This is a genomic window from Arsenophonus nasoniae DSM 15247 (assembly GCF_000429565.1).
GTDB classification, from domain to species: domain Bacteria; phylum Pseudomonadota; class Gammaproteobacteria; order Enterobacterales; family Enterobacteriaceae; genus Arsenophonus; species Arsenophonus nasoniae.
This window is the reverse complement of the sequence record NZ_AUCC01000021.1, coordinates 1-25254: the sequence shown is the minus strand read 5'-3', so window position 1 is coordinate 25254 and position 25254 is coordinate 1. Positions and strand designations below refer to the sequence as shown.

The window sequence follows — 25254 nt, the reverse complement described above, 5'->3', positions numbered from 1 at the left end:
CCGGAGAGGCGATGAAACAGTTTGATTATTTGAAACAGGCAATTAAGCAAACGGGTTGTACTCTACAACAAATTGCTACAGCTTGCAGCATGACTAAAGGTTATTTAAGCCAATTAATTAATGGTAAAATTAACAATCCTAGCGCGCGAAAAATTGCCGCCTTACATCGTTTTTTAAATATTGAATATCCATTAAAGCCTAAACGGATTGGCGTAGTATTCGGTAAGTTTTACCCCTTACATACTGGCCATATTTATTTGATACAACGCGCATGCAGTCAAGTCGATGAATTATATGTCATTCTTTGTCATGATGAACCACGTGATCGAGCGCTTTTTATTGACAGTTCTATGTCACAGCAACCGACAGTAAGCGATCGGCTACGGTGGTTATTACAAACTTTCAAATACCAAAAAAATATTTATATCCATTCCTTTGATGAACAAGACATCGAGCCATACCCACATGGCTGGCAAGTATGGAGCGAAGGAATGAAGAAATTTTTAATGGCAAAAAATATTCAACCACAATTTATTTATTCAGGTGAAGTGGATGATATTGCGCATTATAAAAAATATCTTGGTGCAGAAGTGGTGCTGATTGATCCTGAGCGCACATTTATGAATATTAGTGGTCATCAAATTAGGCAAGCGCCATTTCGGTATTGGGAATATATTCCAACAGAAGTAAAACCTTTTTTTGTCCGTAAGGTAGCCATATTAGGAGGTGAGTCGAGTGGTAAATCGACTTTAGTTAACAAGCTGGCAAATATTTTTAATACCACCAGTGCCTGGGAATATGGTCGTGATTATGTTTTCTCTCATTTAGGGGGCGATGAGATGGCGTTACAATATTCTGACTATGACAAGATCGCATTGGGTCATGCAAAGTATATTGATTTTGCCGTTAAATATGCCAATAAAGTTGCGTTTATCGATACTGATTTCATTACCACCCAAGCTTTTTGTAAACGATATGAGGGGAAACCACATCCTTTTGTGCAAGCATTGATAGATGAATACCGTTTTGATCTGGTTATTTTACTAGAAAATAATATCCCATGGGTGGCTGATGGATTACGTAGTTTAGGGAGTGATGAGGAACGCAAAACATTTCAAAATTTATTGACTGAACTACTGGTTGAAAATCAAGTGCAGTTTGTGGTGGTTGATTCGCCTAATTATGATGAGCGTTTTTTACGTTGTATTGAGCTGGTTCAGCAATTACTTATGCTGGATGAAAAATCTCCGAGACTTTAAATGATAAGGCTCGCTTTAGCAAGCCTTATGCTATTAGGATTATTTATTTGCTCATCTTTTTATATTTGATGCGATGAGGTTCTAGCGCATCAGCGCCCAATGTCCGTTTTTTATAATCTTCATATTCGCTAAAATTACCTTCAAAGAAAGTGACTTTTCCTTCATCCTGATAATCAATAATATGAGTAGCAATCCGGTCAAGAAACCAGCGATCGTGGGAAATAACTAATGCACTGCCAGGAAATTCCAGTAATGCATTTTCTAACGCGCGTAATGTTTCGACATCCAAATCGTTGGTTGGCTCATCCAGTAGCAGCATATTTCCACCAACCTGGAGTAGTTTTGCCAAGTGTAAACGGCCACGTTCACCACCAGAAAGTTCGCCAACGCGCTTACCCTGGTCAACGCCTTTGAAATTAAAACGCCCGACGTAAGCTCTACTTGGAATTTCAAAATTACCGATGCGCATAATATCTTGCCCGCCGGATACCTCTTCCCATACTGTTTTATTATTGTCCATCGTGTCCCGGAATTGCTCAACCGAGGCTACTTTAACGGTTTCACCCAAAGTGATGGTGCCAGAGTCAGGCTGTTCTTGACCTGAAATCATCCGAAAAAGGGTTGATTTTCCTGCGCCATTTGGACCGATAATACCTACGATAGCCCCTTTAGGGATTGAGAAACTGAGGTTATCAATTAAAATTCGATCACCATAAGATTTACTGAGATTTTCAACCGTTAAAACTTTGTCACCAAGACGCGGTCCTGGCGGAATGAAGAGCTCACTAGTTTCATTACGCTTTTGATAGTCAACACTGTTTAACTCTTCAAAACGGGCTAAGCGGGCTTTTCCTTTTGCCTGACGACCTTTAGGATTTTGTCGGATCCACTCAAGTTCTTTTTCGATCGATTTGCGGCGAGCTGCTTCGCTGGAAGCCTCTTGTGCCAGGCGAGTCTCTTTTTGTTCCAACCAAGAAGAATAATTACCTTCCCATGGAATACCCTCTCCTCGATCAAGTTCCAGGATCCAACCGGCAACGTTATCTAGGAAGTAACGATCGTGAGTGATAGCAACAACGGTACCTTCGTAATCATGTAAAAACCGTTCTAACCAGGCAACGGATTCTGCATCCAAATGGTTAGTTGGCTCATCAAGTAATAGCATATCGGGTTTTTCCAGCAGTAGCCGACAAATCGCTACTCGACGTCGCTCTCCACCTGAAAGTTGTTCTATTTTTGTCTCCCAGGCTGGTAAGCGCAATGCATCGGCTGCACGCTCCAACTGGTTATCCAAATTATGACCGTCATGTGATTGCAAAATAGCTTCTAACTGACCCTGTTCTTTGGCCAATTTATCAAAGTCAGCATCAGGTTCAGCGTAGGCAGCATAAATTTCATCAAGGCGAGTAAGGGCATTTTTTATTTCACTAACTGCCTCTTCGACTGCTTCACGTACAGTATGATTAGGGTTAAGTTTTGGTTCCTGAGAAAGATAGCCAATTTTGATCCCTGGGTTAGGGCGTGCTTCACCTTCAATTTCAGTATCGATGCCAGCCATAATGCGAAGTAAGGTTGATTTACCCGCTCCATTAAGGCCTAGAACGCCAATTTTGGCACCTGGGAAGAAACTTAGAGAGATATTTTTTAAAATATGCCTTTTCGGTGGGACAATTTTTCCCACTCGATGCATGGAATAGACGAACTGTGCCAATTTATTCTACCTTTTTGCTTATTGAATAATTTTAGATATCAACGTGTTGCTTATCTCATTTGAAGAAATATATTCAGGCACTTAGTTAAATTCTGCCTAAATTGCGATTAATAATATTAATAAGATCTTAATCAAGATTTATTGCTGATTTTTAGCATAAAGTTTTGTTAAAATAAATGATTACCTTATCCATATTGTATTAAGCCATTTAATTGAGCGGGTAGATTGCTGAGTGCATATTATACACGATTCTATTTACTATCATTAGTAGTTTAGTTTTTAGCTAGGATATTAATTGTCAAGGGTACTGACAATCATTTTGCCATTCTATGGAATTGTATTTTTATGATCTATTTTTAATTATCTCAGTGATTATATCTGTTTTTGATAATAATATTTCTATATAGATATTGTTATCTTGAACAGGAGTCAACAGCGATGTCGAAAAAATGGTGGCAAGAGATAATATTGCTGATGATACTCTGGTTATCTTTCCATGCTCTGGGGGACTCATTAACTGCTCAACGTGAGCGTTATCAGGCAATTAAACAAGCCTGGGATGCTAATGATAACCAGCGAGTCTCAAGTTTGATGCCAACATTAACAGAATATCCGCTTTATCCCTATTTAGAATATCGGCGATTGACACAAGATCTTAATACAATCTCGATAGCGCAAGTTAAGAATTTTATTAATCGATATCCTTATTTTCCTCTCAATCAAAAATTATCTACCCTTTTTATCAATCAGCTTGCCGAGCGCAGCGAATGGCATAGCCTGCTAACTTTTAGCCCTACACCACCGAGCCCAGTTATGGCTCGTTGTAATTATTACTATGCCAAATGGCAAACGGGTAATAAGCAAGCGGCGTGGCAGGGAGCAAAACAGATTTGGTTACACGGTTATTCACTACCTAAAGCGTGCGATCAACTTTTTACCCTTTGGCAACAAGCGGGTCAATTAACGACTGAATTGATTTTGCAACGTATTTTTTTAGCTATAAAAAACAATGATGCTGCTCTGATCACCCGCTTAGTCAATCGTTTACCCGCTAAGGATCAAATTATCGGTCAACGCTTGGCTAAATTACAGCAAGATCCCACTTTAGTCCTGGAATTTGCTAGCAAGGTCAAGCCATCAGAGTTTAATCGACAAGTGATATTAGTGATCTTTAGCCGTTTTGCGCGTCAATCGGTAGAAAAAGCCAAGCTAGCGATCCCAATGATAACGCAAGCCCAGAAAATGAGCCATTTACAACAACAGCAATTAAAGGAGGATATCGCCTGGCAATTATTCGGTGATGTGACGCTAACACAAGCAAAGTGGCGCGATAGTGTTATTCAACATTCATCTTCCATTTCTTTGCGTGAACGGAGGGTACGTTTAGCGTTAGCAAGCAATGACATGCATTCGCTTGCGCAATGGTTAAAACGATTACCGAAAGAGAGCAGAAATAAGGAAGAGTGGCAATATTGGCAGGCGATCACCTTAATCGCTCAAGGCAAACATAGCCAAGGTAAAAAGATATTATTCAATTTGGTCAAGCGACGCGGATTTTATCCCATGGTTGCGGCACAAAAATTAAACATTCCGTATCCTATTAATATTGCGCTTGCCACTAAACCTGAAGAAGATATCGATTCATTGCCTGAAGTGCAGCGAATTGGCGAATTATTGTTTTGGCAAAAGGAAAATTTAGCTCGGACTGAATGGATCAATCTGCTTATCAGGCAGAAAAAAAACCACCAACAGCAACTAGCACGCTATGCATTTGAACATCGGTGGGCTGATTTGAGTGTACAGGCGACAATTATTGCCAAACTATGGGATCATTTAACAGAACGTTTTCCTATTGCCTGGTAACAGGAATTTGAGCGCTACACAAAAGATAAAAAAATTGATAAAAGTTTTGCTATGGCGATTGCCAGGCAAGAAAGTGGTTGGAATCCACAAGTGCGTTCCGCGGCGGGTGCGATTGGTTTGATGCAATTAATGCCACAGACAGCACAACAAGTGGCAAAATCTAATGGCATTTTAGATTATACCGATAGTCGTAAATTGATTGATCCAGCAAAAAATATTGAGCTTGGAACCGCATATTTAGAGAGCGTTTTTCAGCAATTTGGTTTTAATCGCGTATTAGCTTGTGCAGCTTATAATGCAGGTCCTGCCAGAGTGACACGTTGGTTGGCCGTAAGCGACGGAAAACTAAATGCTATCGCTTTTATTGAAAGTATTCCATTTTCTGAAACCCGACGTTATGTTAAAAATGTACTAGTCTACAATCTTTTTTATCAACATTTACTCGGCAAATCAATTAAACTATTGACAGAAAGTGAATGGCTGATGAACTATTAATGCTCTTTGTATCCATCACCGAGCCATTTATGTTATGCTATTGTACTAGTTAAATAGTATGGCGGTATATATTATGGAAAACTATCTTATTGATCCAGCCCTTCAACCTGAAGAAAATAGTGATTGGCAACGTTTTGTCGAATTATTACATAGTGCTTTTCAACATGAGTTACAACAACCCATTTTACAATTATTTTTAACCCCAGATGAACGTTTGGCGCTCGGGACAAGAGTGCGGATTATCCAGGCATTAATGGAAGGAGAAATGAGTCAGCGGGAGCTTAAAAGTGAGTTAGGAGTCGGGATTGCAACCATCACACGAGGTTCTAATAGTTTGAAGAGTGCGACTAAAGAAGTGAAAGTTTGGTTGGAACAGCAGTTACTCAAGCCATAAAAATGTTTTATTAATTGTCTAAATATACATCTTTAGCCAATCTTTATACGATTTGGTATAGATGACATGACTTAGTCGTCATGCATCATATTAAGTTCTTTATAAATTTCATGTTGGATAGGTGCTAATGCTAAAATAAGCGCTTGCTGGTAGACACTGGCACGGCTGAGTAAACCATTGGTAAAAAAACCAATTGCCCCTTCGTTATGTTTAATATTAGCCATACCAGTGATATTCGCCATTACATCGCCTAACTCGCTGCCTTGCTGGATGCTAAGCAGAATTTGCTCGGGCAACATAATACTGGCAGAACGCGATTCACCTCGAATTTGTTTATGCTCAATGCTAATCCAGGCAAAAGTCATTTCATCTTCGATGCCAGCTTCTATACCGACCCAAAAATCTGCTTCAGGTCGAACTTGGCGTAAGGCCATAACGCGCTGGCGTGCACCTGTGCGAGTTTCTATATTACCAATTGGTTGCTTGGCTACGTTACTACTCACATTGATGCTCTCGATTTTATAATTGTTTGTACCAAAAACCGCTTCGAATGCTAAGTGAATAGCGTTTATTTTGGCCGGATTTGCGGTTGCTGCGATTACTTTATACATTAATTAGTATCCTCTAGAATATTATTATGTGCAGTATAATGGAAAATTATTATGTTACAGGTCTATCTTGTTCGCCACGGAGAAACTGAATGGAACGTGGCTCGGCGTATTCAAGGACAATCTGACAGCCCACTCACTGAAGTTGGTATTAGACAAGCTAATTTGGTTGCTGAAAAAGTTAAATCAATAGGCATCACTCATATTGTATCCAGCGACTTAGGGCGCACACAGAAAACGGCAGAAATTATCGCGCAAGCTTGCCATTGTAACATTATTCTTGAGCCACGGTTAAGGGAATTGAACATGGGAATACTAGAAGGGAGGGCAATTAGTTCGTTAAGTGATGAAGAAGAGCGTTGGCGTCGTAGTTTGGTTAATGGATCTCCCGGGGCACGTATTCCCGATGGAGAATCTATGGGAGAGATAACTAAACGCATGTTTACTGCTCTAGAGGAGTGTCGTTCTTTGCCAGCGGGGAGTTTACCTTTATTGGTTAGTCATGGGATAGGGTTAGGTGCGCTTCTTAATCGCATACTGGGTGTACCGACTTACGCTGAAAGACGTTTACGTTTACGTTTACGTTTACGTAACTGCTCTATTTCAAAGGTAGATTTTCAGGAAACGCCTTGGTTGGCGAATGGTTGGGTAGTAGAAACCGCGGGGGATATATCTCATTTAATTGAACCTGCATTAGATGAACAGCAAATTTAACGTTAATAATTAAATAATGTAAGAATAATTTTGCCAAGGGAAAAATTCCCTTGGATTTGATCAACTAGCAACTATTATAATCAATTAGTTTTCAGTGGAGGGAGAAGTGTTCTTTTAATCGGCACAAAATAATCAAATGCGACCATATGGTTTTCCGGATTATCGTAGTTACATTCAGGGTTATTAGGATCTTTGAGGTGATAATGTTCTATATCATGTCCCGCGCGGCGGGTTAGATTGAGATTAGGCATATAAACACCATAAATCATATACAAAAACTGTTGTAGATCGCTTTTTGTTGGTTTTCCTTCAAAAGTAAACCGGGCATAATCACCGCCTTCGATGATAATTGAATGATATAAATTATTTTTATTATCAGCATATTGTGGTTCGACTGCAGTGATATATAAAACAGTTTGTTCCTCGTCCTTTTCTGAACTATGTACGACCCGATGTAATCCATAAACTTCATTAGGTATATTTTTTGCTTTATCTTGATAATATTGCCAGAAATGTTTGCGCATTTCGGCACATGCAGTAGACCACTCTTCTAATATATATGAACAAGTTTGTTCTATTCCCATTAAATGTTTGGGTGTCAGTGTGACAAAGGATACATTAGGTAATTTTTGTTCTTCTAAAGTAATGGGTGGTTGCATACCTGTAGCACACCAATCTTCACTACGACGATAGAGAGCCGGTGTAATGCCAAATTGTTTTTTAAACGCACGGGTAAAAGTTTGCTGTGAATCAAAACGGTATTGCAGTGCAATATCAAGAATTGGTCGACTAGTCAGCCTAAGAGCAACAGCTGCACGGGAAAGTCGGCGAGCACGGATATAAGAGCCAATTGCTTGCTGAGTAATGTTTTTAAACATCCGCTGTAAATGCCATTTTGAATAACCCGCTTTAGCCGCGACGTTATCAAGAAATAGTGGTTGATCTAGATGCGTGTCGATCCAATATAGTAAATCGCGGATAATATTGTTTTGATCCATAGAAGTACCTAGTTTAAATAATCATCTATAAATAGTATAAAGACTTTATAATAAACATCCATTTAATACTAAGTTGATTTATATTGCTATTTTATTATTTTTATAGATATTAATAATGTAAAAATAATTTTATTATTAAATGTGTATTAAGGAAAATTAATATCATGCGAGATTTATCAAAATTACTATCTATTTTAATAATATTTTTTCTACCAATTACCATATATGCAGAAGAAATCGGTTCTGTTGATACTGTATTTAAGCTCTTTGGTCCTGATAATAAAATTGTTATTGAAGCATTTGACGATCCGGATATTAACAATATAACTTGTTATCTAAGTCGAGCAAAAACAGGCGGTATTAAAGGGGGTCTTGGCCTGGCAGAAGATACTGCTGATTCGGCAATTTCTTGTCAGCAAGTTGGGCCAATAATTATAGATGACAAAATTAAATTAAATAATAAAAAGGGACAAGTTGTTTTCCAAAAACGTACTTCATTGATTTTCAAAAAACTACAGGTAGTACGTTTTTACGATAAGCAACGGAATGCACTTATTTATTTAACTTATTCAGACAAAATAATTGATGGCTCGCCTAAAAATGCGATTAGTGCCGTGCCAATTATGCCATGGCATTAAAATATATTAAAACCCCAATCTAAATAAAAGGGGTTTAATATTCTATATTTATTCTTCAATATCACCACAGAAACGATAACCTTCACCATGGATGGTGGCAATAATTTCGGGTGTGTCAGCTATCGATTCAAAGTGTTTACGAATACGGCGGATAGTCACATCAACCGTTCTATCATGTGGCTTTAATTCACGTCCGGTCATTTTTTTCAATAGTTCTGCACGTGTTTGAATTTTACTTGGATTTTCACAAAAATGTAACATAGCTCTGAATTCACTACGTGGTAATTTATATTGATCACCGATCGGGCTGATTAAAGAGCGACTATTAATATCCAGTTCCCAGCCGTTAAATTTATAACTTTCAACCTGACGGCGTTCGCCACTGATTTGGCAAAGATTCATGGTGCGCGAAAGCAAATTTCGGGCACGAATTGTTAATTCACGAGGATTGAAAGGCTTAGTTATATAATCATCAGCCCCAATTTCTAATCCTAATATCTTATCAACTTCATTATCACGCCCAGTAAGAAACATCAGCGCGACATGAGCTTGTTCACGTAATTCGCGTGCAAGTAGCAGACCATTTTTGCCTGGCAAATTAATATCCATAATGACCAGGTTAATATCATTATCAGATAAAATATTGTGCATTTCGGCACCATCAGTAGCTTCATGTACAATATAGCCTTCTGCTTCGAAAATGCTTTTTAAGGTATTGCGTGTGACAATCTCGTCTTCAACAATCAAAATATGTGGGGTTTGCATATGTGCTACCTAACTCTCTACAATATAAATTACCAGATTTACACACTAATGTTTCAAGAGCATGCTTTCTCTAATTTCGTTTTATAATACTAATGAAAGCTTAGCGAATATCATTAAAGTTCATATAAATTTTTTGTAACAAAAAAACAATTATGCCGAACCTAAAAGAAATTTACTAAACAATTCTTTTCTCATTTTATGTTAACAGCAATATAACAGCTAAAAGGTTATTTACCACCTAAAAAAATGACTTTTGTTGATACACGTCAAAATCGAAATAAAGCTATTATAAAGATTATTTCTTAAATTATATGATTTTTTGTGTCATAAAATATTGTATTTATATTAAATTAGGCGCTAATGTAATTTATTTGAAAAATATAAACGCAAAGCCTCGTATTATTATTTATCTGTTTACATACTAGCATTCGTGACGGCAAATAGATAAAAATTCTTATTTATTCGGTTATGGATGTTTTTTTATCTACTTAAAGTGAAATGTATTCTGTACGTGAAGTTACTTAACAAAGATATAAATATGTTTAATAGGTTTTAGTAATTAAAGAACAGATTATTTGACTTTGCATTAAAATTGCTTTAACCAGTATATAGCTAAACATTTTTTATAAAAAGTTAGGACTGTGATGCGTAAGACCAGCTTCAATACTACCACCATTACCACTACCGTAACCATTGGTTATGGGGCGGGCTGACGCATAACTAAAATCGAAATCGAACAGAAAGCCCGCATCCAAGCAAATGATGCGGGTTTTTTTTTAACCCAATTCCAGGAGGAAAAATCAATGCGTGTGCTCAAATTTGGTGGAACGTCGGTTGCCAATGATAATAAAATGCTTAACGTTGCTAATATTGTTGCGGATAAATTTACAGCAGGGCCGGTGGCGTTAGTTTTGTCAGCACCTGCTAAGATCACGGATTATCTTATTGCTATGATCGATGCAGCGACGTCGGGCGCTGATATTACTCCACATATCAAAGGGGCTAATGAAATTTTTTCTGCGTTGATCTCCGGTTTGCAAGAAAAGCAATCTGATTTTGCCTATGAAAAAGTCAGGCAAATGATTGAAAATGAGTTTATTCAAATTCAGCAAATATTGCAGGGTATTGAGCTATTAGGTTTGGGGCAATGTCCAGCAAGTCTCTATGCTGGATTAATATGCCGTGGTGAAAAAATGTCAATTACGATTATGGCATCGATACTGCGTGCACGTGGTTACCTAGTAACGATTATTGATCCAGTAAAAAATTTATTCGCTGAAGGTCCTTATCTTGGTGCGACAGTCGATATACGTGAATCTAGCCAGCGCATTAGTGCTTTGAATATACCTAAAGATCATCTTATTTTATTGGCGGGATTTACTGCCGGTAATGGGCAAAATGAACCGGTAATATTGGGGCGTAATGGCTCTGATTACTCAGCGGATGTTCTAGCCGCTTGCTTACGGGCAGATTATTGTGAAATTTGGACCGATGTCGCTGGGGTTTATACTTGTGATCCTCGTATCGTGCCAGAAGCTCAGTTGCTAACAGAAATATCTTATCAAGAAGCGATGGAACTCTCCTATTTTGGAGCTAAAGTCCTGCATCCTCGAACAATTGCTCCGATTGCCCAATTTCAGATCCCTTGTTTAATTAAAAATTCCTCCGCGCCTGAGGGTAAGGGTACTTTAATTGGTAATATTGAAAATAGTGAATGTATGCCAATTAAAGGGATCACTAGCCTAAATAATATGGCGATGATTAATGTCTCAGGACCTGGCATGAAGGGTATGGTAGGTATGGCTGCTCGCGTCTTTTCCGCGCTGTCCCAAAAAGGGATTTCAATTATATTAATCACGCAATCTTCTTCTGAGTACAGCATTAGTTTTTGTGTATATCAGGAACAGTTATCACAGTCATATCAGGCACTGAATGAAGAGTTTTATTTGGAATTAAAAGAAGGTTTACTTGGTTCATTAGATATCATCGAGCAGTTAGCGATTATCTCAGTAGTTGGTGATGGTATGCGGACTTGCAAGGGAATATCGGCCCGTTTTTTTGCTGCCTTAACGCGTGGTAATATTAACATTGTCGCTATTGCACAAGGCTCTTCAGAGCGCTCAATCTCTGCCGTGATTGATAATAATATGAGCACCATTGCGGTGCAGTTATGTCACCAAATGTTGTTTAATACCGATCAAATTATCAATGTTTTTGTTGTTGGTGTTGTTGGCAATGCTTTACTTGAACAAATTTATCGGCAACAAAATTGGTTGAAAAAGCAACAGATTGATCTGCGAGTTTGTGCAATTGCTAATTCGCGGGTGATGTTAACGGATATTACAGGATTAACGTTGGATAATTGGCAAATAGCGTTATCACAATCTAAACGATCTTTTAGTTTACGTGATGTGTGCCAATTACAAGATAAACATTGTTTTCTAAATCCCGTTATCGTTGATTGTACCGCTGATCAGCAAATAGCGAAGCACTATGTTTTTTTGCTCAAGGCAGGATTTAATATTGTTACGCCAAATAAAAAAGCTAATACCGATAGTATGCATTATTATCGCCAGATCCGATTAGTTGCTGAGCAATCAAAGCGTAAATTTCTGTATGAAGCGAATGTCGGTGCTGGTTTGCCTGTCATTGAAAATTTACAGAATTTACTCAATGCAGGTGATGAACTGCTAGCGTTTAGCGGGATTTTATCTGGCTCACTTTCCTATATTTTTGGTTTACTTGATGAAGGAATGTCTTTATCGCAAGCAACACAGTTAGCGAAAGAAAAAGGTTTTACTGAACCGGATCCTCGTGATGATCTTTCTGGTATGGATGTTGCACGTAAGTTGCTGATTCTGGCGCGTGAAGTAGGTTACTGTCTTGAGCTTAGTGATATTGAAATTGAACCGATCTTGCCTATCTCTTTTGATACCAGTGGTAACGTTAACCATTTTCTTCAACGATTAACCCAATTAGATCAAGATTTTAAGATAAGAGTTGCCCAAGCAGCGGCACAGGGAAAAGTCCTTCGATATGTCGGGTTAATTAAAGACGGTCGTTGTCAGGTAAAAGTGGTAGCCGTCGATGAACATAATCCTCTTTATAAAGTTAAGGATGGTGAAAATGCTTTAGCATTTTATACCCGCTATTATCAACCAATTCCATTAGTATTAAGAGGTTACGGTGCAGGTAATGAAGTTACTGCCGCAGGGGTATTTGCCGATATATTACGGGCACTAACAAGGAAAATAGGAGCATAAAATGGTTAAAGTTTATGCACCCGCATCGATAGGCAATGTCAGTGTTGGGTTTGATGTATTAGGTGCGGCTATCTCTCCAATAGATAATCAGCAATTAGGCGATTGTGTCTCGGTCGTAAAGGCGGATAAATTTAATTTGAAAAATAGTGGCTTTTTTGTTGCTAAATTGCCCCAGCTGCCACAGCAAAATATCGTTTACCAGGCCTGGCAACTGTTTTGTCAAAAATTGGGCGAATCTCTCAATGTTGAAATGACATTGGAAAAGAATATGCCAATAGGTTCTGGATTAGGCTCGAGTGCCTGCTCAGTGGTAGCCGCACTGATGGCATTAAATGAGTATGCCGGTTGTCCTTTTGATAAAAACAGCTTGTTATTAATGATGGGGCAATTAGAAGGCCGTGTGGCTGGTAGTATTCATTATGATAATGTTGCGCCTTGCTATTTGGGCGGTATGCAGCTTATCGTCGAACAAAATAATATGATTAGTCAAGCAATCCCTACTTTCGCTGATTGGATTTGGGTGATGGCTTACCCTGGTATCAAGGTTGCGACAGCAGAAGCGAGGGCTATTCTGCCAACGCATTATCAACGGCAGGATACGATTAATCATGGTCGATTATTAGCTAGTTTTATTCATGCTTGTCACACACAACAAACTGATTTAGCGATCGATATGTTGCAGGATGTGATTGCTGAGCCCTATCGTGCTCAAATATTGCCCGGTTTTATATCCGCCCGCGAAAAAGTAAAAAATCTCGGTGCAGTCGCTTGTGGCATCTCTGGCTCAGGACCGACATTATTTGCAATTTGTTATGAAAGAGAGACGGCAGAAAAAGTAATGCAATGGCTGACACAACATTACCTACAAAATAGTGAAGGTTTTGTACATATGTGTCGTTTAGATCAAGTTGGAGCAAGAGTGATAGGCTAAAAATGAGATTATATAATTTAAAAAATCAAAACCAGCAGGTCAGTTTTGTGCAGGCAGTAAAACAGGGGCTTGGTCTGCAGCAGGGTCTTTTTTTCCCGCTTAATTTACCAAAACTAAATGATGAGCAGCTAACTAAATGGTTACAGTACGATTTTATCACCCGTAGTAGCCATATCTTATCCACCTATATTGGCGATGAAATGCCGTTTGAACAAGTGACAGAAAGCGTCAAAAAGGCATTTAATTTTCCGTTAGTTGTTAGGCCAATAGAAGAAAATATCGCCAGCCTGGAGTTGTATCATGGTCCAACCTTAGCATTCAAAGATTTTGGTGGGCGGTTTATGGCACAAATATTGGCACAAATTGCCAGCAATGAACCTATTACTATTTTAACTGCGACTTCAGGTGATACTGGCGCAGCCGTTGCCCATGCTTTTTATGGTCTCAATAATGTTCAGGTAATTATTCTCTATCCGGAAAATAAGATCACCTCTTTGCAGGAGAAGTTATTTTGTACACTCGGGGAAAATATCCATACTATTGCTATCAACGGTGACTTTGATGATTGCCAAACACTGGTAAAACAGGCATTTGATGATGAAGAATTAAAACGGATATTATGCTTGACCTCCGCTAATTCGATTAATATTAGCCGCTTATTGGCACAGATTTGTTATTATTTTGAGGCTGTTGCCCAGCTACCGGTTGAAAAACGTCAGCAGTTAGTTATTTCGGTACCCAGTGGTAATTTTGGTAATTTAACTGCCGGCTTATTTGCCAAAGCTATGGGGCTACCGGTGAAACGTTTTATTGCCGCCACTAATGTTAATGATACCGTTCCACGTTATCTGTCCGAGGGGCAATGGTTACCACATCAGACAATAGCGACCCTGTCAAATGCGATGGATGTTAGTCAGCCAAATAATTGGCCACGGATAGAGGCGCTATTCCTGTACCAAAAATGGGCGCTTGATGAGCTTGGTTATGGCGTTGTTGATGATAAAATGACCGCAAAAACCATGCAAGAACTGGCGAGTAAAGGTTATATTTCTGAGCCACATGGCGCAGTTGCTTATCGTATTTTACGTGATCAGCTGCAAGATGATGAATACGGACTGTTTTTAAGTACCGCACATCCAGCTAAATTTAAACAAAGTGTAGATTCTATTCTCGCTAAATCATTACCATTACCAACTGCTTTAGCAAAACGGGCTAAATTGCCGCTATTTTCCCATCAGCTACCCGCTGATTTTGTTTTATTACGTAAATTTTTGCTCAAGCATGTGACTAGATAACAAAGTACTGCAATGGAAGCATTAGCTTCCATTGTTAACCCTGTTGAGATCGTTTAAAAACTAGCTCATTATCTTTGGAAGCAGCGTCATCAAATTGATAACCGGCTAAATTAAATTCAGTCAGTTGCTGAATATTTTTTAGTTGATTTTGAATAATAAAGCGACTCATTAGCCCACGGGCTTTTTTAGCATAGAAACTAATAACTTTATATTTGCCCTGTTTTTCATCTAGAAAAATAGGTTTAACAATATAAGCATCCAGTTTTTTGCTATTAATGGCTTTAAAATATTCATCTGATGCTAAGTTAATTAGAATATTATCACCTTGACTATTTAGGGCTTGATTAAGATTTTCAGTAATAATATCACCCCAAAAAGCATAAAGATCTTTTCCTTGTTTATTATTTAGTTTAGTTCCCATTTCTAATCGGTAAGGTTGCATCAGATCAAGTGGACGTAATACACCATATAAACCGGATAGAATCCGAAGATGTTTTTGGGCAAAAGTAAAATCTTTTGGCGTAAAACTGTCCGCTTGCAGGCCGGTATAGACATCACCTTTAAAGGCTAAGATCGCCGCTCGGGCATTCTCTAGCGTAAAAGTAGCATGCCACTGTCCAAAACGAGCGGCATTTAAACCAGCCAATTTGTCACTAATATGCATTAGACTAGCAATTTCCGCTGGTGTAAGTTTACGGCAGATCTGAATCAATTGCTCTGCCTGTGTTAATAGGGTTGGCTGGCTATATTCAGTTGTAGCCAACGGACTTTCATAATCAAGTGTTTTGGCTGGTGAAATCGTGATAAGCATAATTACTACCCAGTAAAATTCAAAAATAAGCGACTTCATTAAAATGATGTATTGCTATCATTGAGGTTATTTGTAGCATTTATCGTTAATTATTGCTATTCAAACGACAGTAGGTTATGAAAAAAGGCAGGCTAAATATGTTATCGATAACAATGGTTGCTGCACTTATTTGTTGTAATATCAATGCATGATATTATCACAGCAAGATAGGATTGTGAGCCTCGGCTTCATCTCAATAACGACAGGATTAAAAAATGAGCGATAAATTAACCTCTTTACGTAAAATAACGACGGTTGTGGCAGATACAGGGGATATTAGCGCAATAAAGCTTTATAAACCTGAAGATGCAACCACTAACCCCTCTTTGATCCTTAATGCGGCTCAGATCCAAGAATATCAGCCACTCATTGATGAAGCGATCAAATGGGCACGTGAGCAAAGTAATTCACGCGCGCAACAAATTATTGATGCATGCGATAAGTTGGCAGTTAATATTGGGTTAGAAATCTTACAATTAATTCCAGGAAGAATTTCAACAGAAGTTGATGCGCGTCTTTCCTATGATAGCGATGCATGCATTAAAAAAGCGCGCCGTATTATTAAACTTTATAATAGTGCCGGCGTTAAAAATGATCGTATTTTGATAAAATTAGCTTCAACTTGGCAAGGTATTCGCGCAGCAGAACAGTTGGAAAAAGAGGGTATTAACTGTAACTTAACCCTATTATTTTCTTTTGCTCAGGCACGTGCTTGTGCTGAAGCCGGTGTTTATCTGATCTCACCCTTTGTCGGTCGTATTCTTGATTGGTATAAAGCGAATACCGATACAAAAGAGTATGCTCCACAAGAAGATCCTGGTGTTATTTCTGTTACACAAATTTACAATTATTATAAACAACATGACTACCAAACGGTGGTAATGGGAGCCAGTTTCCGCAATAGTGGTGAAATTTTGCAACTGGCAGGTTGTGATCGTTTAACGATTGCGCCGGCATTACTTAAAGAACTTTCTGAGTCTCAAGGTGAAGTTGTTCGCCAATTGGCATTTGATGGTCAAATACAGTCACCACCTAAACCGATGACGGAAGCCGAATTCTATTGGCAACATCATGCTGATGCTATGGCGACCGACAAACTGGCTGAGGGTATTCGTAAATTTGCTATCGATCAGGAAAAGTTAGAAAAAATGGTTGCACAACAACTGTAATTAATATTTCTCTGTTATAAATAAAAGCCTAGTGGACTATCTTACTAGGCTTTTGAGTTTTATTTGTTGGGCTAAGGGTGCTTAAGGGAATAATATTATTTATCTTTGGGTTGCTACAGCAAAAGTTGAATAGATTTAGTATTAAACATCTTGTTTTCAATATCAAATTTGAGGATCTCATGGATAAATTGCGGATAGGTTTGGTTTCTGTTTCTGATCGGGCAGCGAAGGGAATTTATCAAGATCTGGGCATCCCTACACTTAAAAATTGGCTTTCCACAGCACTTAAAACCGCTTTTACCATTGAGTCACGTTTAATCCCTGATGAGCAAAAAATTATTGAACTCACACTTTGTGAGCTAGTTGATGATCTAGCTTGTCATTTAATTTTAACTACCGGTGGTACTGGGCCAGCGCTGCGTGACGTAACACCGGATGCGACACTAGCGATTGCCGATCGGGAAATGCCGGGTTTTGGTGAACAAATGCGGCAAATCAGTTTGCATTTTGTCCCAACGGCGATCCTATCACGTCAAGTTGGCGTCATCCGCAAGCAAACATTGATTTTGAATTTACCCGGACAACCAAAATCAATTACAGAAACATTAGCCGGTTTAAAAGATCAGCAGGGAAGCGAAATTGTTGCTGGAATTTTTGCTAGCGTACCTTACTGTATCCAGTTATTAGAAGGCCCCTATGTTGAAACCGATCCCAGCGTTATTAAAGCATTTAGACCTAAATCAGCGATGCGTTAGCATTGATCAACCGGAGGACTTTTGCATTACAGAATAATGTTAGTCATGATTACAACAACAGTTAATTGCGTTGCCATCAAATAGTGGCAATTGTTAAATACAAAATTTCTTCATTACTGTGATAGTGATGGCTGCTGTTGCCCAGGCGTTATTTTCGGCTTTATTCACACTATCGAAAGGCAAAAGATCCTGCCATATCAACATCAATTCAGGCTAGCTAAATTTTTCCGATATTTATAGCTTCACTGCCAGTTTGGCAGTCATAAGAACTAATATAAGCCATGGTGCGCAGTTTTTGTGCCACACTGGCGAGTGCTATTGCAACTGCTTTATTATTCAGCCCCGCTATGCCTAAAATATAGGTTTAACAAGCCACACTATTTTGTGCGGCTGGCAAGGATTGAATACCCGTTTTACGACCATGCTGGATAATAATATCAGCAGTCGTTTCGTCTTCGGTTTCGCCTTGTTTAACTCTTACTACAACTGTTATCAGGTTTTGCTTGATCGGCAATTACTTGCAATGCGGGTGCCAGTATGCCCGTTTTCCAGGCTTGACTTATCGCACCTTGCACATCAGTAATCAGCACCGGTTTATTCAGTGGAAAGGCTTTTTCATCGGTTTCTCTCGTGGTACAAACCATACCAATAATCGCGGCGCGAATGTTACCGATTGGGCGGTTGCCATCATTGAGTTCAATCATGCGCACGCTGTGGCGATAATCCTGCGCTATACAATAACTTCTTTTTGATCTCTTTTTATGCTGTTATTTGACGCGATAAGTTGCATGAGATTGTATTTGTTTGAAGGTTGATACAAAAAATGAAAGTGAAAAAGCATCATTAATTAAGAATAACATCGATAGGGTTACATTATTTGTCAATAATATGTTTATAGTGAAGTTGTTTATCATTGTGAGGTGTTGTTGAAATTTAATTAATAATAATTGACACCAGAGTTATAGATTTTTTTTATTATAAACTGTATAAAATCTATTTTCAGATATCATTAAATAATGAAAAATAATTGAGAGCTTTTATCTATAAATGATTTCAAGCTTGAGTAATTAATGTTTACTTTTTTACTGAAAACAACAAAATAATATTGCATTAAAAAGATTAGTTATAATTAATTACATTATTTTCACTTTCCGCAAGTTAACTTTAAATATAATTAAAGTTAAGCCATTTAAATAATTAAATCATTAAACAATCAAACAATCAAACAATCAAACAATCAAACAATAACTATTTTTAATGTAACTTAAGTCAATTAATTTAGTTAGCCATATTTTATTAATTCAAATTTCTTTCCAATATTAACTTCAAAAATTAAAAATAATGAAATATAAATACCAGAAGTTATTTATCTTAATTTATTAATTTCTAAAACTATTACTTATTAATACATATTTAGCATGATTAATTTTCTTAAATTAAATTAAATTAAATTAAATTAAAATATATTAATTTTTTTTGTGGTATTTTTGATTGAGTAATAATTTATTTAATAGCTTTTAGTGTTAAATGTCATTAATAAATAATTACATAATAATGTTATTTTATTTAACCAAATGTTACACCTAATAAAACAAATATAAATAATAATTTGTTTTTCATTAAACCTAAAAATGACTAGTTAGAATGCAACAAATATTTTTTGCCATCTATTTAGATATATATGAATAATTTATTCGTAATTAAATTAACACAAATAAAGGGGTATAGAATGATAATCTGAGATAATTTTAAGCATTTGTAAAAATTCAAGCTTTTGTTATCACACGTTCTGAAGATAGCATTTTTTGGTAAATAAATGCTTAAGAGGAAATGTTTATGAAAAAAATAATTTATACAGCAACTATCATTTCGATTCTAATTAATGCTGAATTTGCTTTAGCAAATGATAATATTGTTAAAGCTTTTAATGGAGCAGAATTCCATTTGACAGGTAATTATTATCATGCAAACACAACAGATATTATGCAAAAAAACACACCAGTTATCTCATTTGAAGGTCTAACTAAAGAAGGCGGAAAACAAATAGTTAACGGTTACAAGCAATTTTTTAAAAGTGATGTAATGGGCGATTACATCAAGCTGCAACTCGGTTTAGTAAAAAAACAAATATTAGAAAGTGACCAACGTACTATTCTTAAAAATATTGATGTTATAAAAAAACAATTTCCTGAATTAATTAGTTTTTGGCAAGGACTGGCTGCAGCAACCAATCATACTTTAGACGAAATTTATTTGGTTGCCTGGGCTGAAGAGGGATTATTTGCTAAGGAAATTCAAAAAGAGACGGATAATGCGCTAAAAAAAATGGCTGAGCTGAAGAAAAATGGTTCCGCATGTACCGCGATAGGATGGTCAAATGGTATTTTAGGTCAAACCCAAGATATGAATGTAGCATATTCTGGTTGGGGCGCTATTTGGCAAAGCCCAGACTTAATTGTGCATGCACCAACACCCTTCTTTACCTCAATTGTAATGGGGAAAAAATTAGCTACCACAACAAATATTATTGAAGGCTTACGTCAAGGTAGTGGTAAAAATGGTGTGCCTATAAGTGCGGTGCTGATGGCAATCGTTGCCAAAAATGATAATGTCTATAAAATCCCTGCTATTTTCACTGATTTGAAAACCAATGGCGCATATTCACCAAGCTTTGTCGATTTAAATAACCAAATTATTACCATAGAAATAACAGATAAAGGTAATAAAGTGATTGATGGTACACAGAAAGGCTATATTGTTCATACCAATCATCCCATTGGTGAAGAAAAATGGATGGTGCAAAAATATGCTCAAGGTAATTGGCGGTTGTTTGATAATTTATTTGCCAATACATTATGGCGGCTCAATACGGCTAAATTACGTGCTATATATAGCCCAGAAAAAAGTATTGATGCATTAAAAGATTTATTTCGTTCTAAACCTGTCTTAATGCAGGGCTATAAGGGAAACGCTTTTGTTACTACAAATGCCATAATACATGATCTAAGAGCGGGATGTACCTATGGCACTACTTGGTCGCCAAAACTGCAAGAGTTTACTAAAGTTTGCTTTGAAGTAAATAGTAAATAAAAATTTAATTTAACTATCTTAGTATATTAATTTTACCATTCATTATTCCTGAATATCTTAAAAATACTCAGGAATCTTTTTAATTTAATAAAATATACTAGTGTCCGCTCATATTTTTAATTGCCGATGCTGTCCTCGCCAGAGAAAACGTAACGCGCGCAATACGGTTACAAAAAAATCGACTTATAAAGCCTGTCGCAGTGAAGAAGCCAGCCACTCTGATCTGGCCTGGGCCACCATGCATGCGCTGTATAACGAACCGATCACCGGCGACAGTGCCACGCACCGTAATATTATTGAGGTTTTTTAAATGGCAACTAATGCTAAACAAGGTAAGCAGATTGAAGCGTTTATTTTTGGTGAGCCGATCTCCGCCCTTGAGCGACGGGAAATATTTGATTATCTGGAATGTGTGTTAATCGATAACTACTATAAGCCGCCGATTAGCTTTGAGGGCTTGTCCCGCCTTTTCGCGCCGCGCCGCATCACAGCAATGCGATTTATGTCAAACGTAATATTCTCACCAGTACCTTTATCCCACATCCGTTATTAAGCCGGCAGGACTTCGACAGTTTTGTACTGGATTTTTTACTGTTTGGTAATGGTTATTTAGAGCGCCGCACCAATGGCTTGAAACGGCCATTACGGCTTAAACATATTCCGGCCAAATTTACCCGACGCGGGGAGGATTTAGTCACTTACTGGTTGGTGAAATATGGCTATGACTGTGAGCTGTATGATTTTCCGGCTGGACAGGTTTTTCATCTGATTGAAGCCGATATCAACCAGGAAATCTACGGCTTGCTGGAATATTTAGCTGCGCTGACGTCGGTATTACTTAATGAAGCGTCGACGCTTTTTCGGCGCAAATATTATCTTAACGGCTCCCACGCTGGCTATATCCTCTATATCAGTAATCCCTCACAAAGCCCGCAGGATATTGACAATATTCGTGAGGCATTCAAAAGCAGTAAAGGACCGGGAAATTTTCGCAATCTGTTTTTGTATTCGCCGGACGGTAAAAAAGATGGTATCCAAACCATCCCGTTGTCGGAGGCGGCCGCCAAAGATGAATTTTTAAATATTAAAAATGTGAGCCGGGACGATATGTTAGCCGCTCACCGCGTGCCGCCGCAGATTATGGGCATTATCCCCGGTAATGTTGGTGGCTTTGGCGATGTGGAAAAAGCGGCCAAAGTGTTTGTGCGCAATGAATTAATACCGCTACAAAGCAAGCTAAAACAGCTCAATAGCTGGCTCGGTGACGAAGTGATCCGGTTTGCTGAATATTCGTTAAATGATAAAAATTGACAGATCCAATTCTATTTACTGTATAACAAAAAATAGATTGGATAATCTATTTGAGGCATTGCTGTTATTTCCAACAATGCCATTTTATTTATTTCTAAGCGATTCTATTTGAAGTGTTTATCGCCAGGCTGGTGGGATAATTTTTTGTAATATGGGCTTGCAGCGCTGGTTAGCATAAACAGTCATCTCATCAGCCAGCAGGGCGCTACAAGTGAAGGCGCCATTTTGACCAAGTAAACGATTTTTCCAATCATTAAATGTATTTTGACCAATTAAGCTGGGATCAAGTTTATGCGCTTTTTCTAGTAAAGCATAGGCATAATATCGCAGCATCACAGGAGAATCCTCTTCGATGCCAAAGATAGCGCTGGAAGAATAACGGGTAAAAACTGTCGATAACGAGAAGAGATGTTCGGCTTTTTTTCTATTTGAACTTGATGTTAGATTGTATAGATTAATAATCTGGTTATAATTTTCATTTTTCAATATGTGGCCCTGTTCAAAATCAAGCACACGAGAAAAGATTGTGCTTAACTCTTGGTGATCAACATCATCTACCAGTTTTATGGCAAAGGTGTTAGATTTTTGGGCATTTAAGAATAGAGGTTTTAATCGGCTTCCTAAATCTAAACTTTCAATCAAGTTATCAAATAAATACTGATGCAAATTATAAGAGAAAGGTGAGGCAAAAAGAGGAAACTCTTGCATGTAACACTGTTGCAAATTATATTCTGCTGGACTTAAATTCTTGCCATCCTGAAAAAGGAAAATGTTATTCCATTTTGTTTCATCATTAGGATGCAACATTTGATAGAGGTCATTTTCAGCAACCAGTAATACTCTGCCGGGTTTAGTTGGCGACAATAGTAGATAATTTGTTGCTTGATTATCTGCCCAGTCTGCATGGCCAGCATAGTCACCAAAGATCCCCTCAATTTCTGCATGTTGTAGTTGTTGCTGAATAGCAGGTAAATCCAGATACTTTTGATATAATTGCTGCGCTGCGGTTTTCACTCCCTCAGTTCCTTTTATTCGGGCTGCTAGTATGGTTTGAATAAAGGCGCTATTAAATTCTGCTGAAACCATCAGTTCGGGTTGTTGGTCAAAATATTTGATAAAAGTATGGGTTATTTGCGGGTTAGTTTCTAGTTTACTGAGTAGCTGCAATGCATTATTTTCTAAAAAGTTACGCATAAGTTTGTTAACAAACTGATTAATTACTTGATTTTTTACAAAGGGTTCTTTCGCTAAAATATCTAACAACGGTAACCTGACATGGGTAAGGTTAATTGCAGGACGGTCAAGAGAGTCAATTAATTGCAGTGCTAACTTGGTTTTTAACGCACTATATTGATTATCAATACTATCAATCGCAGTTAGAATACTGTTTCTGCTATTATTAAAATGATTCAAATCATGATCCAGGTTAGCCTCGTTCCATTTAGGGAGATTAAGCGTAAAAGTATCAACTGTATTGTCCAGATTGGCGCCCGAGAAGTTAGCTCCCAAAATAGATACCTGTTTCAAATTGGCATGACTTAAATTAGCTTTAGTGAAATCAGTATTAATCAAAATAACATTTTCCATAGTGACCCCAGTCAGATCTGCTTCACGCAACTTAGCATACTTCAGATTAATATTTTTAAGGCTGGCATCAGTTAGATTAGCTCGATCTAAAAAACCCCATTCGAGATTAACTGTATCTAAAACAGCTTTATTCAAATTGGCTTCAGCCAAGTTAGTATGTACTAAACTAACCCTAGAAAGATTAGCTTCCATAAGATTAGCTTTATTTAGGTCACTATCAGTTAGGCTAACTCTATGTAAATTAGCATTTTTAGGTTAACTTCAGACAGCTTACAGTCATCAAACGCGATTGAGGAGATTTCGATTTTTTCATTAAAAATACGGCTGACATCCAGGTTACTCAAATCTTTTCTGTATATATAAATATCTTTGCCATTTTGTGATTGTGCTAATTTTTTTCTTAGCTGATTAAGCGTCATTTTCTTTAATGGCTTTAGTACGTCTTCTTGTTCTACCCAAAGTCTATCGGCCATTTTAGATCCCAATCCGCCCAACCCCTGCGTTTTGAGATGGTAAAGACGCTCACCGATTGGCACTGGCGCTAACTCAAGATTACCAGCAGCATCCCGCAGATATTTGCGGCCATATGGCTCGCCAGTTGCCGGATTTACCTGCACATAAATCGCATTGCCCCGTTCATAACCGATGTTAATGACCGAAACCTCTTTTGCCAGATCAGCACGATAAGCGGTTTCTATATCAATTTTTTCAGTTGGCACAACCGGAAAATCAGCCGCCTTTTTTTCTAGTGCCTTTATTAGCTTGTTTAATCCACTGATTTCTATTTTTGACTGACTTGCGGCTTTTTTTAACGCATTAATACTTTTTATTCCCCCGGATGCCAGTAATTCAAATCCTGGATCAGCACTGCGCAAAAAAGCGGTGCCTAATTTAGCTACCACATTGGGCGGTAGGCTATTTGCTATATGAGGAATACCCGATTTGAGTAATTGTTTGCCTCCTTGGCTTAATGCCTGGCGGAATGTAGCCTGCTTTAATGCGGTTTGTAGTCCGTTAAGGGCAGCTTCTCCCGCGGCTATACTAAATCGCCCGCCAATTTGTATGGTTAAGGAGATAAAAGACAAAAAACCGGCCATATCCCACAGTCCTGCTTGAACGGCTTTGCCGGTATTCCCTTGTTGTGCTTCAGTAATTACCGTGTAGAAAGGAATAAGACTCAAGAAAAAAGCATCGACTTTTTGGCGGGTGGTTTCCTGATAACCTTCTTGATGTGTCAACGATCACCGAAAACTGATCCACTTTTTATCTAAATCCGATCAATCAAAATTGATCCACTGTTTTACTCAGTTATTGCTCCTGAGCGCCGCTTATCTTTCAATCGGTAGCTTTCACCGCTTAATTGCAGTACATGCGAATGATGAAGTAAACGATCAAGCATAGCGGCAGTTAATGTTGCGTCATCAGCAAAAGCACTTGGCCATTGCCCAAATGATAGGTTACTCGTCAATATGACACTGCCATGCTCATAACGCTTGGCAATCACATTGAAAAACAGGTTTGCTTCTTCTCGCCCAAACGGCAGGTATCCAATCTCATC

At 37.9% G+C, this 25254-nt stretch carries 20 protein-coding genes, 3 pseudogenes and 1 other annotated feature; of the genes and pseudogenes, 14 read left to right on the top strand and 9 right to left on the bottom strand.

All coding sequences use genetic code 11. The features are described 5' to 3' along the window. The first annotated feature begins 11 nt into the window (after window positions 1-11). Window positions 12-1259 (top strand): multifunctional transcriptional regulator/nicotinamide-nucleotide adenylyltransferase/ribosylnicotinamide kinase NadR, encoded by a 1248-nt coding sequence (nadR, locus tag G468_RS0106790; RefSeq protein ID WP_026822487.1) that lies wholly within the window; start codon window positions 12-14, stop codon window positions 1257-1259. 43 nt (window positions 1260-1302) lie between these two features. On the opposite strand, the gene ettA is transcribed toward nadR, so the two are convergent. After that, window positions 1303-2970, bottom strand: a complete 1668-nt coding sequence (ettA, locus tag G468_RS0106785; RefSeq protein ID WP_034249459.1) for an energy-dependent translational throttle protein EttA — start codon at window positions 2968-2970, stop codon at window positions 1303-1305. Between the two features lie 438 nt (window positions 2971-3408). Between ettA and sltY the strand changes: the two are divergent. Both sltY and trpR read left to right on the top strand, forming a co-directional pair. Beyond that, window positions 3409-5328, top strand: a pseudogene (gene sltY / locus G468_RS19990) (murein transglycosylase). Window positions 5329-5401: 73 nt separating this feature from the next. Next, a complete protein-coding gene (gene trpR, locus G468_RS0106775; protein ID WP_034249457.1) occupies window positions 5402-5722 on the top strand; it encodes a trp operon repressor in 321 nt (106 codons plus the stop codon). 71 nt (window positions 5723-5793) lie between these two features. Here the strand turns inward: trpR and yjjX are convergent, their stop codons facing one another. After that, on the bottom strand, window positions 5794-6333 hold the full coding sequence (gene yjjX, locus G468_RS0106770; RefSeq protein WP_026822484.1) for an inosine/xanthosine triphosphatase: 540 nt from the start codon (window positions 6331-6333) through the stop codon (window positions 5794-5796). A gap of 51 nt (window positions 6334-6384) precedes the next feature. Here yjjX and gpmB point away from each other — a divergent pair, with 51 nt between their 5' ends. Beyond that, window positions 6385-7044: a 2,3-diphosphoglycerate-dependent phosphoglycerate mutase GpmB gene (gene gpmB, locus G468_RS0106765; RefSeq protein WP_026822483.1), complete on the top strand. Its 660-nt coding sequence runs from the start codon at window positions 6385-6387 to the stop codon at window positions 7042-7044. 80 nt (window positions 7045-7124) lie between these two features. Here the strand turns inward: gpmB and robA are convergent, their stop codons facing one another. Further along, window positions 7125-8042, bottom strand: a complete 918-nt coding sequence (gene robA, locus G468_RS0106760; RefSeq protein ID WP_026822482.1) for an MDR efflux pump AcrAB transcriptional activator RobA — start codon at window positions 8040-8042, stop codon at window positions 7125-7127. A gap of 164 nt (window positions 8043-8206) precedes the next feature. Here robA and creA point away from each other — a divergent pair, with 164 nt between their 5' ends. Then, the gene (gene creA, locus G468_RS0106755) at window positions 8207-8680 is read left to right on the top strand and encodes a protein CreA (protein ID WP_026822481.1); all 474 of its coding nucleotides are present in this window, start codon (window positions 8207-8209) and stop codon (window positions 8678-8680) included. Window positions 8681-8728: 48 nt separating this feature from the next. Here the strand turns inward: creA and arcA are convergent, their stop codons facing one another. Then, on the bottom strand, window positions 8729-9445 hold the full coding sequence (gene arcA, locus G468_RS0106750) for a two-component system response regulator ArcA (protein ID WP_026822480.1): 717 nt from the start codon (window positions 9443-9445) through the stop codon (window positions 8729-8731). A gap of 644 nt (window positions 9446-10089) precedes the next feature. Between arcA and thrL the strand changes: the two genes are divergently transcribed. From thrL to thrC, 4 genes are all read left to right on the top strand, one after another. Further along, entirely contained in the window at window positions 10090-10158 is a 69-nt protein-coding gene (gene thrL / locus G468_RS25290) for a thr operon leader peptide (protein WP_135678238.1), read from the top strand. Then, window positions 10097-10224: a sequence feature (Thr leader region), on the top strand. It overlaps the preceding gene by 62 nt. A gap of 24 nt (window positions 10225-10248) precedes the next feature. Beyond that, on the top strand, window positions 10249-12708 hold the full coding sequence (gene thrA / locus G468_RS0106745) for a bifunctional aspartate kinase/homoserine dehydrogenase I (protein ID WP_026822479.1): 2460 nt from the start codon (window positions 10249-10251) through the stop codon (window positions 12706-12708). A gap of 1 nt (window position 12709) precedes the next feature. Beyond that, window positions 12710-13639, top strand: coding sequence for a homoserine kinase (gene thrB / locus G468_RS0106740; protein WP_026822478.1), 930 nt, complete (start codon window positions 12710-12712; stop codon window positions 13637-13639). Between the two features lie 2 nt (window positions 13640-13641). Then, the gene (gene thrC, locus G468_RS0106735) at window positions 13642-14934 is read left to right on the top strand and encodes a threonine synthase (protein ID WP_026822477.1); all 1293 of its coding nucleotides are present in this window, start codon (window positions 13642-13644) and stop codon (window positions 14932-14934) included. Between the two features lie 34 nt (window positions 14935-14968). Here the strand turns inward: thrC and yaaA are convergent, their stop codons facing one another. Then, on the bottom strand, window positions 14969-15745 hold the full coding sequence (yaaA, locus tag G468_RS0106730; RefSeq protein ID WP_026822476.1) for a peroxide stress protein YaaA: 777 nt from the start codon (window positions 15743-15745) through the stop codon (window positions 14969-14971). 254 nt (window positions 15746-15999) lie between these two features. On the opposite strand from yaaA, the gene tal reads away from it, so the two are divergent. Then, entirely contained in the window at window positions 16000-16953 is a 954-nt protein-coding gene (gene tal, locus G468_RS0106725; RefSeq protein WP_026822475.1) for a transaldolase, read from the top strand. A gap of 179 nt (window positions 16954-17132) precedes the next feature. After that, window positions 17133-17708: a molybdopterin adenylyltransferase gene (gene mog, locus G468_RS0106720; RefSeq protein WP_026822474.1), complete on the top strand. Its 576-nt coding sequence runs from the start codon at window positions 17133-17135 to the stop codon at window positions 17706-17708. A 470-nt stretch (window positions 17709-18178) separates the two neighbouring features. On the opposite strand, the gene G468_RS22355 is transcribed toward mog, so the two are convergent. Next, the gene (locus G468_RS22355; protein ID WP_135678010.1) at window positions 18179-18412 is read right to left on the bottom strand and encodes a hypothetical protein; all 234 of its coding nucleotides are present in this window, start codon (window positions 18410-18412) and stop codon (window positions 18179-18181) included. Window positions 18413-19544: 1132 nt separating this feature from the next. On the opposite strand from G468_RS22355, the gene G468_RS0106710 reads away from it, so the two are divergent. From G468_RS0106710 to G468_RS19980, 3 genes and pseudogenes are all read left to right on the top strand, one after another. Next, on the top strand, window positions 19545-20798 hold the full coding sequence (locus tag G468_RS0106710; protein ID WP_026822473.1) for a C45 family peptidase: 1254 nt from the start codon (window positions 19545-19547) through the stop codon (window positions 20796-20798). Window positions 20799-20979: 181 nt separating this feature from the next. After that, window positions 20980-21108 (top strand): annotated as a pseudogene (locus G468_RS24645) (hypothetical protein); the annotation flags it as partial. Further along, window positions 21109-22109: pseudogene (locus tag G468_RS19980) on the top strand (phage portal protein). A gap of 117 nt (window positions 22110-22226) precedes the next feature. Here the strand turns inward: G468_RS19980 and G468_RS22350 are convergent. The 3 genes from G468_RS22350 to G468_RS0106685 form a co-directional block, all read right to left on the bottom strand. Then, complete coding sequence (locus G468_RS22350) at window positions 22227-23888, bottom strand: pentapeptide repeat-containing protein (protein ID WP_026822471.1); 1662 nt, start codon at window positions 23886-23888, stop codon at window positions 22227-22229. A 29-nt stretch (window positions 23889-23917) separates the two neighbouring features. Continuing rightward, entirely contained in the window at window positions 23918-24934 is a 1017-nt protein-coding gene (locus G468_RS0106690) for a hypothetical protein (protein ID WP_026822470.1), read from the bottom strand. Between the two features lie 62 nt (window positions 24935-24996). Continuing rightward, window positions 24997-25254: ATP-binding protein (locus tag G468_RS0106685; RefSeq protein ID WP_026822469.1), on the bottom strand; the 258-nt coding region annotated here is incomplete at its 5' end.

Excerpts from the sequence above, each read along its gene's own strand:
- G468_RS0106710 (WP_026822473.1), top strand. The coding sequence starts at position 19,545 with ATGAAAAAAATAATTTATACAGCAACTATCATTTCGATTCTAATTAAT.
- gpmB (WP_026822483.1), top strand. The coding sequence starts at position 6,385 with ATGTTACAGGTCTATCTTGTTCGCCACGGAGAAACTGAATGGAACGTG.
- nadR (WP_026822487.1), top strand. The coding sequence starts at position 12 with ATGAAACAGTTTGATTATTTGAAACAGGCAATTAAGCAAACGGGTTGT.
- yjjX (WP_026822484.1), bottom strand. The coding sequence starts at position 6,333 with ATGTATAAAGTAATCGCAGCAACCGCAAATCCGGCCAAAATAAACGCT.
- thrA (WP_026822479.1), top strand. The coding sequence starts at position 10,249 with ATGCGTGTGCTCAAATTTGGTGGAACGTCGGTTGCCAATGATAATAAA.
- G468_RS22355 (WP_135678010.1), bottom strand. The coding sequence starts at position 18,412 with ATGATTGAACTCAATGATGGCAACCGCCCAATCGGTAACATTCGCGCC.
- thrC (WP_026822477.1), top strand. The coding sequence starts at position 13,642 with ATGAGATTATATAATTTAAAAAATCAAAACCAGCAGGTCAGTTTTGTG.
- G468_RS22350 (WP_026822471.1), bottom strand. The coding sequence starts at position 23,888 with ATGGAAGCTAATCTTTCTAGGGTTAGTTTAGTACATACTAACTTGGCT.
- arcA (WP_026822480.1), bottom strand. The coding sequence starts at position 9,445 with ATGCAAACCCCACATATTTTGATTGTTGAAGACGAGATTGTCACACGC.
- trpR (WP_034249457.1), top strand. The coding sequence starts at position 5,402 with ATGGAAAACTATCTTATTGATCCAGCCCTTCAACCTGAAGAAAATAGT.
- mog (WP_026822474.1), top strand. The coding sequence starts at position 17,133 with ATGGATAAATTGCGGATAGGTTTGGTTTCTGTTTCTGATCGGGCAGCG.
- robA (WP_026822482.1), bottom strand. The coding sequence starts at position 8,042 with ATGGATCAAAACAATATTATCCGCGATTTACTATATTGGATCGACACG.
- creA (WP_026822481.1), top strand. The coding sequence starts at position 8,207 with ATGCGAGATTTATCAAAATTACTATCTATTTTAATAATATTTTTTCTA.
- thrB (WP_026822478.1), top strand. The coding sequence starts at position 12,710 with ATGGTTAAAGTTTATGCACCCGCATCGATAGGCAATGTCAGTGTTGGG.
- tal (WP_026822475.1), top strand. The coding sequence starts at position 16,000 with ATGAGCGATAAATTAACCTCTTTACGTAAAATAACGACGGTTGTGGCA.
- yaaA (WP_026822476.1), bottom strand. The coding sequence starts at position 15,745 with ATGCTTATCACGATTTCACCAGCCAAAACACTTGATTATGAAAGTCCG.